Genomic DNA, 19,586 nt, shown 5'->3' with positions numbered 1-19,586 from the left:
AAAAAATAAAAATTAATAAAGTCTAGGAACTTGTCCATAGTTGTAAATAGAATAAATAGATTGATTAGAAAGCTTCTAGTGAACGTCCCCTTGTAAAAGCTTTTTCTGCATTACCAATTCGGTATTGCCAGAAATACCAACCTGTATATGGTATGATTACTATGAAATTTATAATACCCCAATATTTAAGAACCATAGGATTTTGCCAAGCAGCTGCATTCATAACTGAAGGAAATAGCAATGGCAAACAAGAACGAATAAGTAAGTGGGCTCCTAAAGTTTGGCTTCTTGCCATAATATAAAGCTCAGGTTTTCTTTTAATTAAAGGATATAACTCTGCAGCCAAAATTATACAAAGTGATGAAGCAAAGTAAGTTGGAGTTTCAGCATAAACAAAACATGCATTCCAAGTTGTGTATAATAAATTCCAAGAAAGTGTTGTGAAAGCGATATAATCTGCATATTTTGTTGTTGAATATTTAAAATATTTTTTAGGTAATGGAATTGTAGCACAAAGTAAAAAACCACAGATAGCATTAAAATAATTATTCATGGAAATATCTTTAATACTAGCTTCCATGATATTTAAGAATAATATTGCATAGGTAAATCTTATAATCCAACCCTTTTGAAAGAATTCCCAGAACTTGCCTTTCTTTTTCTCGAAGGTAGAAATTCTGCAAAAACTTACAATTATTATAGGAATTAGAATACTAAAGTTTTTTGCCCATCTAAACCATCCTTCAACTCCGCCCATAATCCACAGTGGAATTGTAAATAATGCAGCTATCCAAATAATTGCAGATAGCTTGTGATGTTTACGCATAAATTCTACAAGCAGTAATAAAAAAACAAGATAAATACCCATTGAAAGTACATAACTCCAAACAGGAATGTCCATAATACCCCTCCATCTTTAAGTGTGATAATTTTTTCATAAAACATATTAAAAAGTCTTAATATTTGCAAAATTCACTCATTAGAATTTTAACAAAATATTAACAATTAGTCAATGAAATGTTAATTAAGCCATTATAAAAGATTTCATACGATATATTGCCAAATGGAACATCTTTTATAGAAAATAGCATTTTTGTAAGAGGAGTTCAGCAACTAGGAGTAAATCCTGAAAGTGGAGTGGAAATAGAAACTCATAATTTATATGGCTATCATATGAATTATGAGTTTCACAGTGGGATACCTATAATATTAATCTTTAAAAAATTCTACTCTATTTCTACCAAGTGATTTTGCTTTATACAAAGCTTTGTCAGCTTGATAATACAAGTCTTCAAATAAGGGGAGCTTGTCTTTTTCAATATATGAAATACCCATACTTGTAGATATTTTTATAGGTTTATTTTTATAAATAATTTCAGTTGATTCAAAGGCTTTTCTTATATCCTCGGCTATAATTTTTATGGAATCTTTGTTTTTATTTATAATCAATATAGCAAATTCTTCTCCACCAATACGAGCAATTAAATCAACTTTATCAGCATAGCCATTTAAAATTTTCCCTATTTTTTTTAATACTAAATCACCAGCCATGTGGCCAAAGGTATCATTGATTAATTTAAAATAATCTAAATCTAACATAATTATTGATGTACTTTTAATATTTGATGAGTTGTTACAAGCAAATGTAGCATAACCAAATGTAAAGCCACTACGATTATTTAAATTGGTAAGTGTATCAATTAATGAAAGATTTTTAAGTTTTTCTGCTTGTTTAGTATTTACTTGAGCAATAGCAATATAAGAAGAAATAATCTTGAAAATTTCAAATTCCTCAGAAGAATAAGCGTTTTTTTTGTAACTTTGAATGGTGAAAACACCTATAATCTCATCTTTTACAATAAGAGGAGCAAAAAATAGAGATTGTGTAGGAGTGCTATTAATAAAAAAATTGATTTCGTTGATTTCATCTACATATAAAAAATATTCATTAGAAATATCATTCAACATGATTTCTTTTTTATTGGCTACAGACCATACCGAAAAACTAGTTTTGTTTTTTAAAGATGTTTTACTAGAAGGAACTTTTTGATTATCTTGATAACAGTGATTATATACTATAAAATCATCAATTATTTCTCCAATCCCTATAAAATCCACATGCATTAGGGTTTGTAGTTTTTGCGAAACTTCTAATAATATATCATCCATTAATCCCATGGTAGTTAATTCTCTTCCAATTTTAAAGATTGTATCAAGCCTATCTCTTGTTTTCTTTAATTGAATGTTTAGTAAGTTATTAATAATGCTTTTTCCGTTGGCCTTCTCTAATACTTTGGTTATTTCTTTGCATTTAACACCACTATAGTATGCTTCTTTAAAGTTCTCTAAACCTTCAGCAATTTTAGCTTTACGTTCATAGAATTGAAGAGATACCAAATTATTATTAATGTTATTTATTACTACTTCATTATTAATAAGCAAAGATTCAGCTTTATCTAAATCTTCAATAGAAATATAGATATCTATTAATTCAAATATTATATCTAGTTGTGGTCTTATAGCCTTTTCTTTTTTTTCATATTGAAGTGTTTCTTCTAAAAGAGCTACAGCTTTTAGATATTGGCCTTGTTTTCCATAAATTTGAGATAAGCCTATAGAAGAATCACTTAGAATAGCTATATCACCTAATGCAACTGCAGAGTTATAAGCCTTTTGAAAATTATCTCTAGATTTATCGATTAAATCCAATTTTAAATAAGTATATCCAAGATTATTATAGCAATACATGGAGTCCAATATATCATTTTTAGATTCATGATAAACTAATATATCTTTCAATAATTCAATACCAGTATGATAATTTTTGTTTGCAAGATGAAGTACGGCTAAATTACCTTTTAAGCGCATAAGCATAGATTTATCATCAAGGGCCGTTGCTTTTTCAATACCTAATTTGCAATACAAAGCAGCTTTTTCTTTGTCACCAATCACATCACAATAATACACTGTGTAAGCATTATAAAGGCAGAGATAATTAATTTCATTTAAGTTATATTTTTTAATATATGATTCACATAATTGGATGTATTGAAGAGCTTCTTCTTCTAATCCAATATTACAATTATGAAGGCCTAGCACACAATAACCTATACAAGCCCCTTCAAAGTAGTGTACTTTTAATGAACGGGTTATGGTTTCTTCCACATAGCACTGAATATCTATACCGTCTACTTGGGATGAACCGTAGAGATTTTGAGCTTTTTTATTACGTTCCATGAGAATCTTGATTTCGGAATTTTTCATAAAGTCATGCACTGTATCACCTCCCGTTAAGTATAATAAAGATTTATTGGAAACAATGGAATTCTTTTTCTATAATGAAGTTGAAAAAACCAATAAAATCTTATATATACAAAATTATAACATTTATGAGCAATAAAAACTATATTCTTATGTTTAGTTATATTTAAACTAAATTTGTATTCATAAATAAAACCAAAATAGCTAAATATAACTAAAATATTTAGCTACATTGATTTTAGTAAATCAATAAATTAAAAAACATATAATTATTAAAATCACAACCATCAGCTTGACAGATTGATAAATGTTTAATATAATTTGAACATGATAAAATAATGTAATTTCATTATATTTGTTTTTTTTAGTATCATACAAAGTATATTTGGTTTTTTGGGGAGAGAGGTTATTATATGATAAAAATGGAAAATGTAAATAAATATTTTGGTGACTTACATGTATTGAAAAATGTGAATTTAGAAATTGCAGAAGGCGAAAAACTTGTTATAGTTGGACCATCTGGTTCTGGAAAATCCACAGCTGTTAGATGCATGAATTTTTTAGAGGAACCAACAAATGGACATATATATATTAATGGGCAAGAAATGACAGCAAAGAATAAAACTAAATTGGTTAGAGAAACTACATCTATGGTTTTTCAACAGTTTAATTTGTATCCTCATATGACCATACTTAAAAATCTAACACTGGCACCAATTAAGCTTTATAACAAAAGCAAGAAAGAAGCAGAAGAATTAGCATATCACTATCTTGATATTGTTGGACTTACAGATAAAGCCAATGTTTATCCAACTACTTTGTCAGGTGGACAACAACAGCGTATTGCTATTGCTAGGGCTTTGTGTGCACAAACAAAGATTATTTTGTTTGATGAACCAACTTCAGCACTTGATCCTGAGACAATTCAAGAAGTATTGGATGTAATGATAAAATTAGCTAAAGAAAATATTACTATGGTAGTTGTTACTCATGAAATGGGATTTGCACGTGAGGTTGCAGACCGTATTGTTTTCATGGCAGATGGAGAAATAATAGAAGAAGGTGTTCCAGAACACTTTTTCAATAATCCAGAAAATCCTAGAGTTAAGCAATTCCTTAGCAAAATCATACGTTAATAAACTATAAAAGTTTTAAAAAATATAGATAACTTATTTAGGGAGGATATTTAAATGAAAAAAGTAAAGAAATTTTTAACGGTAATGCTTAGTGCAATACTAGCGGTATCTCTTTTGGCAGGATGTTCAAGTAAAGAAAATGAAGGCACAAATTCTAATAGTGGTGCAGAAACTAAGGAATATGCTGAAGATGTGCAAGCTATTGTTGATCGTGGAGTTTTAAGAGTTGGAGTTAAGAATGCAGTTGTTGGTTTTGGTTTCCAAGATCCATTGACAAATGAGTATAAAGGACTTGAGATTTCTATAGCAGAAAAAATTGCTGAAGAATTAGGTGTTGATATTGAATTTACAGCTGTTACTGCTGCAACACGTACAGCATTACTAGATTCAGGTGATATTGATTGTGTATTAGCAACATTTACTATAACTGATGAAAGAAAAGAAAGTTGGGATTTCTCTACACCTTACTTTACAGACTATGTAACTGTATTAGTTGAAAATGCTTCAGGTATTACATCTCTTGAAGGTTTAGTTGATAAGAAGGTAGGAGTTTCATCAGGTTCTACTTCTGCAAAAGCGTTAGTTACAGCTATGATTGAAGGTGGATTTATCAGTGAAGAAGGATTTGATCCAGAAACATTTGATCCATCTACATGGACAACAGGAGTAACTTTCCAACAATATGATGATTATCCAACAATCTCTACAGCACTTAGTGCAGGAGAAATAGATGCTTTTTCTGTAGATAAATCTATTTTAGCAATTTACAACACAGATAGTAGATCTTATATTGAAGATAAATTTGCACCTCAAGATTATGGTGTTGCTACAAAAAAAGGAAGTGGATTTTCTTCTTTTGTAGAAGAGTTAATTACAGCTTGGATAGCAGATGGAACTATTAAAGGTTTCGTGGCAGAGAACAGTTTGGAATAATTGATTTGATAAAGAATCTTTTACAAGGCTTCTCCTAGTGTGAGGCCTTGTTTTTTTAAAAAGACAGGGGGGAAAATGAAATGTTTGATTTATTTTCTGCAGATAAATGGTTGAAATTATGGACATTTAAAGATACATTTATAATGGGTTTATCCAATACTGTAAAAATGTCAATATTTGCATTGATTATATCATTGATTTTAGGAATAATATTTGGATTAATGGCAACTAGCGGAAAGAAATTTCTTGAAGGGATTAGTCGTGTTTATGTAGAATTAATACAGAATACACCACTTATTCTTCAATTATGTTTTTTATATTATGGTTTAGCATTTTCGGGTAAAGCTATAGGAATTATTGAAACTGGAATTATATCACTTGGAGTTTATCATGGAGCTTATATGGCTGAAGTAGTTAGAGCTGGTATAGGAGCTATTTCAAAAGGTCAATTTGAAGCAGCAGAATCTCAAGGCTTTGGTTATATCGGTAAAATGTATCATATAATTCTACCTCAAAGCATAAAGATTATTCTACCACCAATGGTAAACCAAGTAGTAAATTTAATAAAAAATACTTCTTGCTTATATATTATTGGGGGAGCAGACCTTATTTCAATGACTTATAGTTTTGTAACAGGTGCTTCTACAGGTGGAGCATATGCACCAGCTTATTTAGTTTGTGGATTGTTATTCTTTATTATCTGTTTTCCTTTATCAACAATGGCGAGTTTATGGGAAAAATCTCTTAAAATGCGTGACTTGAAGACAGTTGATGTAGGAGATACAATTAATGAAGGGATGGTGACTAAATAGTGAGTACATTAGAAGGTAGTTTATCCATTTTAAAAAATCAAGCAATACTTAGTTATCTTTTTAAAGGAGTTGCTTTTACGCTTATATTATCTGTTTTAGCAGTTGGAATTGGTCTTTTGTTAGGGTCTGTTCTTGCTTTAGTAAGAAATTATTGTACAACTAAGAAAACAATAGTTTTTAAAGCTTTTGCAGTTACTTACATTGAAATCTTTAGAAATACTCCATTACTTCTTTGGATTTTTGTTTGTTTGGTGTTTTTTCCATTTCCTGAGGCTTTATCTAGGAAGATGTTTGGCCTAACTTCTGTTGAAGTTAAACTTTTATTTAAAGCTTCTGCAGCTTTGATTTTGTTTACTTCTTCTGTTATTGCTGAAATTGTACGTGGTGGATTAAATTCAATAGCACAAGGTCAATTTGAAGCAGGGTATTCCCAAGGATTTAATACAGTTCAGGTTATGATTTATATTATTTTACCGCAAGCATATAGAAACATTATACCAACATTACTTAGTCAGGTTATTACTACCATAAAAGATTCTTCATATTTAGCTAATATTGCAGTTATAGAGATAATGGCTAGAGTAAAGACATTGCTAAGTTCAGCATATAATTATAATGGCACTGGAAATGTTAATGTATCAGATGTTTTTGTGTTATTTGGTTTTGCGGCTATTCTTTATTTTATTATTAATTTTTCTCTTTCTTCAGTGGTTCGATATATGCAGAAACATCCTCGTACACCAGTAGGGACATCTGGTCAATCATAAGCTGAATATAATACAAAATTTTATATAAGATAGTATAGGAGGAAATTTTATGGAGAAATATGTAATTACAATTTCAAGGCAGTTTGCTAGCCTTGGACGTTCTATAGCACAGAAAATGTCAGAAAATCTTGAGATTGAATTTTATGATAGAGATATTGTAGAGCAAACAGCTAAACGTATGAAACAACCTATTTCAATTATAAGCAAGGAAGAAGAAAATTTGCATTCAAAATTCTTTCGAAGAAAATACCCATTAGGAATGGGTGCTGAAAATATGCAGGAAGAGATATTCAATGTTCAAACAAACATCATCCGTGATTTTGCTAATAAAGAATCTTGTATTATCGTTGGTAGATGTGGTAATTCTATTCTTAAGGGTAATGCAAGGGTATTAAATATATTTGTTTATGCACCTTATGAAGCTCGTTTAAAAAATTGTACAGAAGTTTTAAAGATGGACCCAAAGGTTGCTAAAAAAATGATTAAGGAAGTAGATAAAGCAAGAGAAAATTATCGCATTCGTTTTTCAAAAGATGTGGAAAATGACTTTGACGGTTATGATATTATGATTGATAGTAGTCGATTTGGTGTTGAAAAAACAGCAGAAATTCTTTGTGACATTGTAAAAAGTAATTTTTTATAGAATAAACTATGCCCTAGTAGAAACTAAAATTTCTAATGGGGTTTTTATTTTTACTGATTTCAGTATTTTATTATTTTTTATAACATATGAATATTATTTCGATAATCAGTAGGAGATAAATTAGTTATTTTCTTAAAATTTTTAGAAAAAAAACGATAATCTGTATAACCTACCATTTTGGAAATAGTTGTAATTTTATACTGGCTTTTAAGTAATAATTCACAAGCTTTATCTATTCTTATTTTTTGAAGATAACTAAAAATGCTCATACCCATTGTTTTTTTAAACAAAAAAGAAAAATAGCTTTTGCTAAAGGATACATAATTACAGATTTCTTGTAAAGAAACATCTTTTGTATAATTTTCTTGTAGATAGTGAACACCTTCAAAAACAATTTGATGAGTATGAAGGTGTTCAGGGGTTATAATACTAGGATTTTGTACAGAATATCTATAAATTAAGATAAGTAATTCACAAAGATAAGAAGAAAGCATATCAGCATAATAGTATTCTTTTAAAATATATTCCTCATACATTCTCTCATAAAGGGCACTGATCTTACATGAAGACAAATCACAAAGAGTAAGTTTTAAAAAAGTATCATTGTAAATAGAATAATATGATGAAGAAAAAAAGGTGGTAAGTTGATTTTTAAAGCTTGGTTCAAATTTCAGATTATGAATACTATCTAAAGGAAAGATACAATTAAAAATTATGAGTTTACTAGGATTTTGTGAGCTACAAGGTTGAAAAGAATGTGGCACAAAAGGTAATATAATAAAAATATCTCCTTTAGTAACTGCATATTCTTTGTCATAAATCAAATGTATCCCATTACCGCTATAAACATAGGCAATCTCAATAAATGTATGGACATGCATACCTATGTTGGATTTTTTTTCTATGCTATCTTTGTTCATGTAAAAGGGAATTTCATTTTCAAAAATACTTTCGTTTAAAATAGGTAAAGTTTCCATGCTTGCCTCCTTTTTTATTTTTTGATTTCAACAAACATTAAATTAATCTTACTATTACTTTATCATAGTTCAGTAAAATTAAAAATAATTTCTCTTACAAAAATATATATAAAAAGTAATATACACCTACTTGAAAGTAATCTAGGGGATACCATCTAATAAAGTATTTAGTTATACTTTATATATGGTATTTATATAAACTTAAAATTAGGGGTGAAGGATATGCTTTTTTTAGAAAAAATACGATGCGAATATTTGGAAAATCCTATAGGAATAGGAGAAAATAAACCTAGATTTAATTGGATTATTGAATCAGATCAAACAAAAGTAGAGCAAGTTAGTTATCAATTACAAGTAAGTAATGATGTAAATTTTATAAAAATACTTTGGGATACTGAGGTAGTGAGTAGTTCAAACTCTACCCATGTAGTATATGAAGGTCCAGAACTACAGTCATGTACTCAGTATTTTTATCGTGTCAAGATTTGGGACAATAAAGGGGAAGAAAGCGCTTGGAGTGAAATTCAAATTTTTGAAACAGCTATGATGAATAATCAAGAGTGGAAGGGTATATTTATTTCAGCTGATGATAAAAATGCACCAAATTCCTCAAAAGGTAAACATTTAAGACATGAATTTAATTTAAAAGGAAATATTATTTTTGCTAGAATATATGCCACAGCTTTAGGAATATATGAACTTCATTTAAATGGAAAAAGAGTAGGAGAAAGTTTATTGACTCCAGGATGGACTAACTACAAAAAACGTTTGCAATACCAAACTTATGATGTGACGGAAATGATAAAAGAAGGCAGAAATGCTATTGGCGCAATTTTAGGTTGTGGATGGTATAAAGGTGAGCTGGGTTGGAATGGAAAGCGTAATACCTATGGTAAGCATACAGCCTTACTATTTCAAATGTTAGTTAGATACGAAGATGGCACAGAAGAATTAATTGTTTCTAATGAAGAGTGGAAATCGGCAGAAGGCCCTATAGTTTATTCAGAACTTTATCATGGAGAAATTTATGATGCAAGATTTGAGCAACAAGGGTGGAGTGAACCTAACTTTTACGAAAACGAATGGAAAAAGGTTTACCCAGTAAAGCAAGATTTTTCTATAATCATGCCGCAAGATGGAGTACCTGTAAAGAAGCAAGAAAGTATCAAACCTATTGAACTTATCATTACACCAAAAGGAGAAACGGTAATAGATTTTGGTCAAAATATTGCAGGTTGGGTTAAATTTAAGGTTAAAGGAAAATCAGGAGATCGAGTTCTACTTAAACATGCAGAAGTTTTAGATCAAGAAGGAAATTTTTATACAGCGAACTTACGAAGAGCAAAGGCTACTATAGAATATACGCTTAAAGGAGGAGCAGAAGAAGTATTTGAACCTCACTTTACCTTTCAAGGCTTTAGATATGTACAAATAGTAGAATATCCAGGAACTATTGACTTAGAAAATATAGAAGCTATTGTTATTCATTCTAATATGGAGCAAACAGGTGATTTTAAGTGTTCTTATCCACTTATCAATCAACTTGCAAAAAATATTTTGTGGGGTCTTAAAGGTAACTTTGTAGATTTGCCTACGGATTGTCCACAACGTGATGAACGATTGGGATGGACTGGAGATGCACAGGTATTTATGAGAACAGCCTGCTTTTTAATGGATACAACTAACTTTTTTAAAAAATGGTTAAGAGATCTTAAGAGTGAGCAATTTGAAGATGGAGCAGTACCTTATGTTATTCCAGATATTCTTTCGGGAAATTTTGCTTGTGGGGCAAAAGAAATAGAAAAGCAAGCAGGAGCTACCGGGTGGGGAGATGCGGCCGTGATTTGCCCTTGGACTATTTATGAATGTTATGGTGATAAACGTATTCTAGAAGAACAATATGAAAGCATGAAGGCATGGATAAATTATATAAAAGAAAATGCTCAAGAAGGTCTGATTTGGAATAAAGGATTTCATTTTGGAGATTGGGTGGCACTAGATGCTAAAGAAGGAAGTTACTTTGGAGCAACGCCTAATGAATTAACTGCTACAGCTTTTTATGCTTACTCCACAGAAATTATGATAAAGGTAGCAAAAATATTGAAACAAGAGGAAGATGAAGGATATTTTACACAATTACATCAATCTATTTTAGAGGCTTTTAAAAAAGAATTTTATACATCTAGTGGCAGTTTAACAGCAAGAACTCAAACGGGTCATATATTAGCATTAATGTTTAATTTAGTGTCTGATGAAGATAGAACACAAACAGTAGATAGCTTAATCCAACTTATCAAAGAAAATCAAGGGCATTTAACCACAGGTTTCTTGGGTACGCCATATATTTGTAAAGTATTAAGTGAAAATGGTAGGCTAAAAGAAGCTTACGACCTTCTTTTAAAAGATGATTATCCATCTTGGCTTTATCAAGTAACTAAAGGAGCAACCACTATATGGGAGCATTGGGATGGCATCAAACTAGATGGAACTATGTGGAGTGAAGATATGAATTCGTTTAATCATTATGCATATGGAGCTATAGGAGAATGGATTTATACAGTAATAGGAGGATTAGATACGGATAGTGATAAGCCAGGATATAAACATAGTATAATAAAACCACAACCAGGTGGGGGGTTAACTTATGCGGAGTTAAACTATACAAGTTTATATGGACAAATAGCTATAAAATGGGAAATGAAAGGCAGGAGAATGAATGTTGGAGTTATAATACCGCATAATACAACAGCTGATGTGATTTTGATAAATGCAAATAATGAAATTATAGAAACACATGTAGTTGGATCAGGCAAGTATAACTTTGAATATGATTATTTTATAGATTGATTGATTTAACAAAAAATATATAAATAAGAATTAAAAGTACAAATCATTAAGTTTACATTATAATAAATGATTTGTACTTATTTTCAATTATTAAAATATATAGTGATTATAGTTACAATTAGTTTATTTAGATGTACTAATAAAAATTATTAAAGTATACTTAAAAAAAACATCTTTAAATTGTGTAGATAAGAAAAGAGAGGAACAATAATATGAAACAATATAAGTACTTAGGAATTAAAATAAAAATAATGATTTTTGCTTTAATTATTTCAGTGGTTCCGCTTATCATTGTGGGGGTATTGTCTTTCATAAGTGCATATAAAGCTGTGGAGAATAATATTGATGATTACGCAAAGAACATTACAGAGCAAATTGCTATTAATATTGACAACTATTTAGATAAATATAATCAAAAAATAAAAGAAATAGGGTTTTCAAGTGAAATTCAGAAAAATTATACTCAGTTAGTAGAAGTAACTAATACTAACGAAGGTGATATTATCTCATTAATGAATTATCGCTTTAATATAGAGGATTCTTTTTATAATACTTTAATAAGTAATAAAAACATTGGAACTATTTGTTTTTATCCAACTTCAAATATTACACCATTTTCAGCAGGAATTCAGTTACCGAGTGATAGCTATAAAGAGGACATTTATTATAAAAAATTGATAGATGAAAGTGACTTTGTACATTGGGAGAAAGAAACAAGTTTATTCAAAAAAAGATTTGGTAAAAGTTTTTTAACACTTTTATATTTAGTTAAGAATATAAATTACTATAATGATATGGGGGTAATAGCTATGACCATATCATTGGATGAGCTTACTGAAATTTATGATGACAATATTCCAAAACAAGGGATATTATACATAATTAATGAAGACGGTAGTGTTATATCTTCTAATGATAGCAAAAGCATAAATGGTTATTTGGATAAAGAATTATGGGAAAAATTTATAAGAACAACAGATTATGAATGCAAAACAATAAAATATCGTTTGGATGGAAAATCCATGCAAGTGGCTGCTAGAAAACTAAAAAATAATAACTGGTATGTAATTAATGCGCTTCCCTATAAAACATTTATGGAAGGAACTATTGATACAATAAAAATAATAGGAGTAAGCATATTGCTTTGTATGTTAGGGGCGGTTTTTGTTACCATAAAAATTTCTAGGTACATATCTATGCCCATTACAGAGATGAAATTAATTATGGAAGAAATAGGAGAAGGAAATTTTGATGTAAGGGTAGAAAATGGTTATAAAGATGAATTTAAAGAACTAGCAAATGGATTTAATACTATGATAGATGAAATAAATACCTTAAGAGAAAATGAAAAGAAAGTTTACATTGAAATAGGAAAAGCACAATTTTTAGCGTTGCAGGCTCAGATAAATCCGCATTTTATTTATAATACATTGGATACTATAAATTGGATGGCTAATATGATAGATGCAGACAATATAGCACTTACAGTTACATCTTTAGCTAATATATTAAGATTTTGTATGGATAAAAATTTGAATACAACTTCGGTAGCAAACGAAATAGATAATTTATCTAATTATATTAAAATACAACAGCAAAGGTATAAAAATAAATTAGATATAGAAATAAAAGTAGATAGTAGTTTAGAAAACTATAAAATCATTAAATTTCTATTACAACCTTTAATTGAAAATAGCATTTACCATGGATTCGAAAGAATTAATGAAGATTGTATAATAAAGGTATATGGAAAGTTAGAAGGTGAATATATGATTTTTGAAGTTATAGATAATGGAATTGGTATAAAAGATGAAATAATAAATAATTATAAAAGCAAAATCAGAAATGATGATAAAAATGGATATGGACTTTACAATATTATGCAAAGACTAGAATTATTTTATGGAGATAAAAGCCAGTTTTTGGTAAAAAGCCATTGTGGAAAGGGAACCCATATTATTATTACTATTCCCAGTATAGGATTGGAGGATTTAGAATGGAAAAAATAAGAGTATTGCTTATTGATGATGATGAAGTTATAAGAGAAGGTATGAAAGACAGCATTCCATGGGATGAATTGGGATTTGAAGTTATAGGAGAAGCAGATAATGGTAAGAGTGGAATAGATATTATAAATAACAAAGAACCGGACATGGTTATTCTTGATATAAAAATGCCACAAATGGATGGATTAGAAGTAAGTACTTGGATTAGAAAAAATTATCCAGAAATAAAAATTATGTTGTTGAGTGGGTATAGCGATTTTGAATATGCTAGAAGAGCAATTAGGGAGAAAGTTATTGAATATGCTTTAAAGCCAGTATATAAACCAGACTTTATTGATCTATTAAAGAACATAAAAAGTAAAATTATAATAGAGCAGGATAATAAAATACAGGAAAGTATACATATTAAAATAAATGAAAAATACAAAGTAGATGAGAAGAGTGATAATAAAATCAATGAAAAAAGAATAATTAAAGAATGTGTATCTAACATGAGACAGCAATATAAAACTGCAACATTAGCCAGTATAGCAGAACAAAGCTACTTATCTCCAAATTATTTGAGTTTTTTATTTAAAATGGAAACAGGACAAACCTTTATTGATACATTAACACAAATAAAAATAGATAAAGCAAAAGAGCTTTTAAAGAATAAACATTATAAAATCTATGAGGTAGCAGAGGAACTAGGATACAAGGATTCACGCTATTTTAGCCATATATTTAAAAAATATACTGGTATTTCCCCTAAAGATTTTTAATGATAATAATAAAAGCCACAATATCGTAAGTTTATGTCGTTGTTTTAATTCTTGAATCGTTTACAATAGATACTATAGCAAGGACATTACAAGTTTTTGTTAATAAAATGGGGGTGTATGTATGAAAGTTAAGAAAATTATTAAAAAGATCACAGCATGTTTATTAGGTAGCATAATGGTCCTTTCTGTTGTTGGTTGTAGTCAAGGAGAGGGAAAGAATAATAAAAATTCAACAAACTCAGGCACTACTAATGCTACAGATACTACAAAAGCTGAGGAGCAAATTACTTTAAAATTCTTATATATCTGGCCAGAATATGAAGAAACTATGACAAAGACTATCGAAGGATTTGAAAAAGAAAATCCTAATATAAAAGTAGAAGTGGCAGTTTGCCCTTGGGATCAAGTTCAAAAAGTTTTACAAACAAGGATTGCCTCAGGTGATCAGCCGGACGTTTCTTTTATGTGGCCACATAGAATGGCACCTTATGTAGAAAATGGTCAAGCATTGGATATTACACCTTATATGACAGATGAATGGAAAAATACATTTGCTTCTGAAGATGAGCTAATAAAAGATACTAAAGATGGTAAACTATACAATATTCCATTTAAAGGAACAGCGCCTGTTATATTTTATAATAAGGATATGTATGATGAAAACGATATTACTTTTCCACAATATGTAGAGGATGTACCAGCTATAGGAGATAAACTTAAATCAAAGGATATTACTATGTTTGGTTTAGCAGGTAAACCAAATGGATTTGGATTTATTAATATATTAAAACAACTGACCTATGCGGATACAATATATGATTTAAAAGTAAGCAAGACAGACGAGTGGGTTACTGGAAGAATGTTTACTGATGACATAAGTAATAGTTACGCTAAAGCTATGCAGAATATAAGTGGTTGGGTTAAAAACGGGTATGTAAGTACAAATAATCTTACTCAAACAGCTAGTGAGGCTCAAACATTGTTTGCCAATGGTAAGGTTTCTTGTATTGCAGGTAACAATAACGAATTAAATGCAATAAAAGAACTTGTTGACTTTAATGTTGGAGTTACTACATCACCTTTATATAAAAGTGTAAATGAAAAAGCTCTTATTGCAGCAACTTTTGACGGTTTCTTTGCTTCAGGGACTACTAAATATCCAGAGGAATCAGCGGCATTACTTAAATATCTTACATCAAAAGACGTTCAAACTATGTGGGTTAAAGAATGTAATGCTACTCCTGTTGTGAAAGATATACAAATAGATGATCCATCACAAGCAGAAGTTGCAAAATTATTTGAATATTTTGTTCCAGATCAACAATTTCTTGATTATACAGTAGATCAAGAAGCAACATGGGCAATGCAGGCCGAAATTTTAGCTAACAAAAATGCTACTGAGAAAGATTACCAAGAATATGGTAAGAAAATGACAGAATACTTTAAAGAAAAAGCTGAAGAATATGATGCAAATAAATAGTTTTACTGCAACTAAAGAAAAAAGTATCATATAAAATTAAATGTAATAGATGCACAGGTTAATAGCTGTGCATTTATTATATTAAATAAGTTTATAGATTATAGGTGGATTATGAGGAGGAATATTATGGCACTTAAATATAAGACTAAAAAAAATATATTGGGGTATATACTACTTATACCAATAGTAACTTGCTTGTCAGTTTTTTTGATTTCGCCAATCATTATTAGTATTATAAGAAGTTTTACTAATTGGAGTGGTTTTTCAAACGATTTTAGATTTGTTGGGTTTAAAAATTATGTTAATGTATTTACTAAAAGTCCTCAATTTTGGAATGGACTTAAAGTATCTATTTTATTTTCAATTGGTACACTTATTTTACAAACAATAATAGGATTTACTATGGCATATCTTATTTATCATTGTGGTAAAAGATTAAAGAAATTTTTACAAGTAGTTTTATATCTTCCGGTTATTCTACCTGCTACAGCAGTAGGTATATTATGGATGTTTATGTATAATCCTGATTATGGTCTTATTAATTCTTTTTTAAAATTTATAGGATTGGGATTCTTGGGTAGAAATTGGATTGGTGATTACTCTACAGCATTAGCTTCTGTTATTGTTGCGAATACATGGAGATATGCGGGATTTACAATGATGCTATATTTAATTGCTTTTTTAAACATACCTAAAGAATTATTAGAAGCTGCTGAAGTAGACGGAGCTAATAAATTAGATATTTTAAAAAAAATATTTATTCCACTCACTTTAGCAACTACAGAAATTAATGCAATTATAAGTTTTTCAGGATCTATGAAAGCCTTTGATATGTTTTATATAACGACTCAAGGGGGACCAGGAAATGCCACAAGAGTTGTTTCAATGGTTACGTATAGTACAGCCTTTCAAGAACAATATTTTGCAAAAGCTTTAGTTATGTCACTTATAGTTTTTACCTTTATGCTTGCATTAACAATTACTTATAGAAAAATTGTTTTATCAAAAGGGAGGGATTAAAGCATGAAGAATTTAAATGAAAGAATAAACAATACTGAAAAAATCAAGAAAAGTAAAAGTAATGGTAATACTGGATTAAATATTCTTAGAAATACTATTATAGCTATTTTTTCTATTAGTGTTTTATATCCAATATTTTATATAGTAATGCTTTCTTTTAGAACACAGCAAGATGTTATTAAGAATCCTATGGGAATGAATTCATTTAAACCACAAAACTATACTACTGCATGGGTACAAGGAAAAGCAGGAGAATATTTTTTGAATAGTGTGTATATATCAGTTACTGCTGTAATTATTTTGATTGTTATAATTATTGCTACTTCTTATACAATAGCCTGTTTAAAACCACCAGGATATAAGATTATTTTTATTATCATTATTGCAACTCTTTTGGTAAGTGCAGATATGACTATTATACCTAACTTTATGACAATTAGAAAATTAGGGTTATTCGATAAAAGAGAAGGCTTGATTCTTATATATGTTTCCACATTGTATGGAATGGGAGTATATATATTAACCAATGCTTTTGATAGTATTCCAAAGGAGCTTGAACAAGCAGCGGTCATAGATGGTGCAGGTGTTATAACTACTATGATTAAAGTGTATTTACCACTGGTTAAACCTTCCATTGCAACAATTACAGTATTATTATTTCAAGCTGTATGGAGTGAATTTTTTTGGGCACTTATTCTTATTCAAACAAATACAAATAAGACTTTAATGTTAGGAATAATGAGTTTTCAAGGTCAGTTTATAACTGATTTTGGACCATTGATGGCGGGGTTGGTTATAACAACTATACCTTTAGTAATAATTTATATGTTTTGTTCTAAATATTTTATTGGTGGACTTGCTAGTGGTGCTGTTAAGGGTTAAATATATGGATATAAAAAATAATATTTATAAAAAAAACTATAGGGATATATTCGAGGCGACTGAAAAACTTAAAAACGTCATCAATTTAAAGATGATGTTTTTGAGTAATTTTTAAAATCAAAAAGGATTTTTGGTATTTATGTGGAATATGCATAGTAGGATAAAATTAAAGAAGCCAGGCTATTATGCTAAAAGGACAGTTAGAAATAGAAGTTAAGAAATTATATAATCTATATTCATTAACTATACTTAAAGAGAATAGTTTAAAACAAATCAATCCACTTACACAAGTGGTGGTAGTTCACTGTGTGAGTACTTTGATTTTGATTGTATAATATCATCTTGTAATTCTATTATAAAGACATAGTACAAAGTTTCTGTGGAATTATGTTGAAATGATAGAAAAACACACAAATAAGTTATATATAAGTTTATTATGTGCATAATTATGTTTATTTTATTTATTTAATGAAGAGTATATTTATACTACAATATAAAGTAGAATGCAAAGAAATTAATGAATTTCATAAAATTATTTGTAAAAATATTTTGTTAAACGGCCAGAAGGAATACAGTCAAAGGTTAAAATATACGAGGAGAGATAACATGAGAGATTTTAAAAACTTGAAGTTTGAAGAACTAGATGATAATTTAGAAGCGATATCTGAAAATCTACAATCTAAAGTTAAACACATGATCATAAGTATGGGTAATAAATCACCCCATGTAGGAAAAAATGGTATATATGATGACATGCGTATTGATTGGTGGACTTCTGGTTTTTGGCCAGGTATTTTATGGATAATGAATGATATGACTGGAAAAGATATATACAAAAATGCAGCTTGGGATTTTGATGAACGTATTGAACAATGTTTTGTTAGGGAATCTAATCTGCATCATGATGTTGGTTTTCAATTTCTTCCAACTGCTGTGGTAAAATATAAAATCACAGGAGACATGGACGCAAGACGTAGAGGGCTAAATGCTGCTAATTTTCTTGCAGGACGATTTAACATAGTGGGTAATTTTTTACGTGCCTGGAATCAAGATAAAATTGGGTGGGCTATTATTGATTCATCTATGAATATATCATTATTATTTTGGGCGGCTGAGGAGATAAAAGACCCAAGATTTAAGCATATTGCTAAAGCACATGCGGATACAGTAGTAAGACATTTTATTAGAGAAGATGGTTCAGTATGCCATATTGGCAGCTTTGATCCAGAAAGTGGAGAGTTTATTGAATCTTTAGGAGGTCAAGGATATGGTCCTAATTCTGCATGGAGTCGAGGGCAGTCATGGGCTTTATATGGTATGGCCAATGCTTATAAATATACTGGAGATATGAAATATCTTAGAGCAGCTCAAAAAGTAGCACATTTCTTTTTGGCATCTTTATCAGAGGATTATATCCCCTGTTGGGATTTCAGAGTTCCAGAGCTTCAGGATGAACCAAAAGATACATCAGCAGCAGCTTGTGCAGCTTCTGGATTATTGGAAATTGCAAAACACCTTCCAGAAGAGGAAGGTCGTATGTATATATCCGCAGCAAAAAGAATTATACATGCGCTAACTAAACAATATGTGACTTGGGATGACATGGATTATGAAGGTTTACTTGTTGAGGGAACAGGGAATAAACCTAATAATGAAAATGTAAATGTTTCGCTTATTTATGGAGATTATTTTTATGTTGAGTGTATTGCAAAATTACTTGGGTGGGAGAATAATATATTTTAAGTGAATAATAGAAATTAAAGTTAGAAGTGAAAAAATATAACTATTTAAGATATGTGACAGTTCCTAATAAATAACATCAGCACACTAGTTATTAGGAACTGTTTTTTTATACAGAATTACTTTGAGTATGATTATTTAGATATTTTAAAAATAGAGTCTATAAATACATAGAGTTATTGATTTTTCTGAATTTTGCAGGTGTAACTTGGAAATTTTTTTTGAATAAGTGATAGAAATGGCTTAAATTTTCAAAACCACTTTCCATTGAAATATCTAATATACTCATATTAGTATTAGTTAGTAAATTTTTTGCATATG

Annotated in this window: 16 protein-coding genes; 12 read left to right on the top strand and 4 right to left on the bottom strand. The window is 29.4% G+C overall.

What is annotated here, in order from left to right:
* Window positions 1–64: 64 nt before the first annotated feature.
* Together BUB83_RS10725 and BUB83_RS10720 are read right to left on the bottom strand one after the other, a co-directional pair.
* On the bottom strand, window positions 65–901 hold the full coding sequence (locus tag BUB83_RS10725; RefSeq protein ID WP_073338471.1) for a hypothetical protein: 837 nt from the start codon (window positions 899–901) through the stop codon (window positions 65–67).
* A gap of 308 nt (window positions 902–1,209) precedes the next feature.
* On the bottom strand, window positions 1,210–3,276 hold the full coding sequence (locus BUB83_RS10720) for a tetratricopeptide repeat-containing diguanylate cyclase (RefSeq protein WP_073338470.1): 2,067 nt from the start codon (window positions 3,274–3,276) through the stop codon (window positions 1,210–1,212).
* Between the two features lie 398 nt (window positions 3,277–3,674).
* Between BUB83_RS10720 and BUB83_RS10715 the strand changes: the two genes are divergently transcribed.
* From BUB83_RS10715 to BUB83_RS10695, 5 genes are all read left to right on the top strand, one after another.
* Window positions 3,675–4,397 carry an amino acid ABC transporter ATP-binding protein gene (locus BUB83_RS10715; RefSeq protein ID WP_073338469.1) on the top strand — a complete coding sequence of 241 codons (723 nt, stop codon included), beginning with the start codon at window positions 3,675–3,677 and terminating at the stop codon, window positions 4,395–4,397.
* A 54-nt stretch (window positions 4,398–4,451) separates the two neighbouring features.
* Window positions 4,452–5,330 carry a transporter substrate-binding domain-containing protein gene (locus tag BUB83_RS10710; protein ID WP_073338468.1) on the top strand — a complete coding sequence of 293 codons (879 nt, stop codon included), beginning with the start codon at window positions 4,452–4,454 and terminating at the stop codon, window positions 5,328–5,330.
* 80 nt (window positions 5,331–5,410) lie between these two features.
* Window positions 5,411–6,142, top strand: coding sequence for an amino acid ABC transporter permease (locus BUB83_RS10705; RefSeq protein WP_073338467.1), 732 nt, complete (start codon window positions 5,411–5,413; stop codon window positions 6,140–6,142).
* Window positions 6,142–6,909 carry an amino acid ABC transporter permease gene (locus BUB83_RS10700; protein WP_084133520.1) on the top strand — a complete coding sequence of 256 codons (768 nt, stop codon included), beginning with the start codon at window positions 6,142–6,144 and terminating at the stop codon, window positions 6,907–6,909. Before BUB83_RS10705 ends, BUB83_RS10700 begins: the two co-directional genes overlap by 1 nt.
* A 49-nt stretch (window positions 6,910–6,958) precedes the next feature.
* Entirely contained in the window at window positions 6,959–7,552 is a 594-nt protein-coding gene (locus BUB83_RS10695; protein WP_073338466.1) for a cytidylate kinase-like family protein, read from the top strand.
* Between the two features lie 77 nt (window positions 7,553–7,629).
* Here the strand turns inward: BUB83_RS10695 and BUB83_RS10690 are convergent, their stop codons facing one another.
* Complete coding sequence (locus tag BUB83_RS10690; RefSeq protein ID WP_073338465.1) at window positions 7,630–8,529, bottom strand: AraC family transcriptional regulator; 900 nt, start codon at window positions 8,527–8,529, stop codon at window positions 7,630–7,632.
* Between the two features lie 222 nt (window positions 8,530–8,751).
* Between BUB83_RS10690 and BUB83_RS10685 the strand changes: the two genes are divergently transcribed.
* From BUB83_RS10685 to BUB83_RS10655, 7 genes are all read left to right on the top strand, one after another.
* Window positions 8,752–11,376: an alpha-L-rhamnosidase gene (locus tag BUB83_RS10685; RefSeq protein WP_073338464.1), complete on the top strand. Its 2,625-nt coding sequence runs from the start codon at window positions 8,752–8,754 to the stop codon at window positions 11,374–11,376.
* Window positions 11,377–11,588: 212 nt separating this feature from the next.
* Window positions 11,589–13,385 carry a sensor histidine kinase gene (locus tag BUB83_RS10680; protein ID WP_073338463.1) on the top strand — a complete coding sequence of 599 codons (1,797 nt, stop codon included), beginning with the start codon at window positions 11,589–11,591 and terminating at the stop codon, window positions 13,383–13,385.
* A complete protein-coding gene (locus BUB83_RS10675; protein WP_073338462.1) occupies window positions 13,373–14,143 on the top strand; it encodes a response regulator transcription factor in 771 nt (256 codons plus the stop codon). The genes BUB83_RS10680 and BUB83_RS10675 overlap by 13 nt, the downstream gene beginning before the upstream one ends.
* A 121-nt stretch (window positions 14,144–14,264) precedes the next feature.
* Complete coding sequence (locus tag BUB83_RS10670) at window positions 14,265–15,623, top strand: ABC transporter substrate-binding protein (RefSeq protein WP_073338461.1); 1,359 nt, start codon at window positions 14,265–14,267, stop codon at window positions 15,621–15,623.
* A gap of 126 nt (window positions 15,624–15,749) precedes the next feature.
* Window positions 15,750–16,643, top strand: a complete 894-nt coding sequence (locus BUB83_RS10665; RefSeq protein ID WP_073338460.1) for a carbohydrate ABC transporter permease — start codon at window positions 15,750–15,752, stop codon at window positions 16,641–16,643.
* Between the two features lie 3 nt (window positions 16,644–16,646).
* A complete protein-coding gene (locus BUB83_RS10660; protein WP_073338459.1) occupies window positions 16,647–17,525 on the top strand; it encodes a carbohydrate ABC transporter permease in 879 nt (292 codons plus the stop codon).
* Window positions 17,526–18,131: 606 nt separating this feature from the next.
* Entirely contained in the window at window positions 18,132–19,268 is a 1,137-nt protein-coding gene (locus BUB83_RS10655; RefSeq protein ID WP_073338458.1) for a glycoside hydrolase family 88 protein, read from the top strand.
* Window positions 19,269–19,425: 157 nt separating this feature from the next.
* Here the strand turns inward: BUB83_RS10655 and BUB83_RS10650 are convergent.
* On the bottom strand, window positions 19,426–19,586 hold a 161-nt coding region (locus tag BUB83_RS10650), incomplete at its 5' end, for a helix-turn-helix domain-containing protein (RefSeq protein WP_143160523.1).

This window comes from Clostridium grantii DSM 8605 (assembly GCF_900129965.1).
Classification (GTDB): domain Bacteria; phylum Bacillota; class Clostridia; order Clostridiales; family Clostridiaceae; genus Clostridium_AF; species Clostridium_AF grantii.
This window is presented reverse-complemented; position numbering and strand designations above follow the sequence as displayed.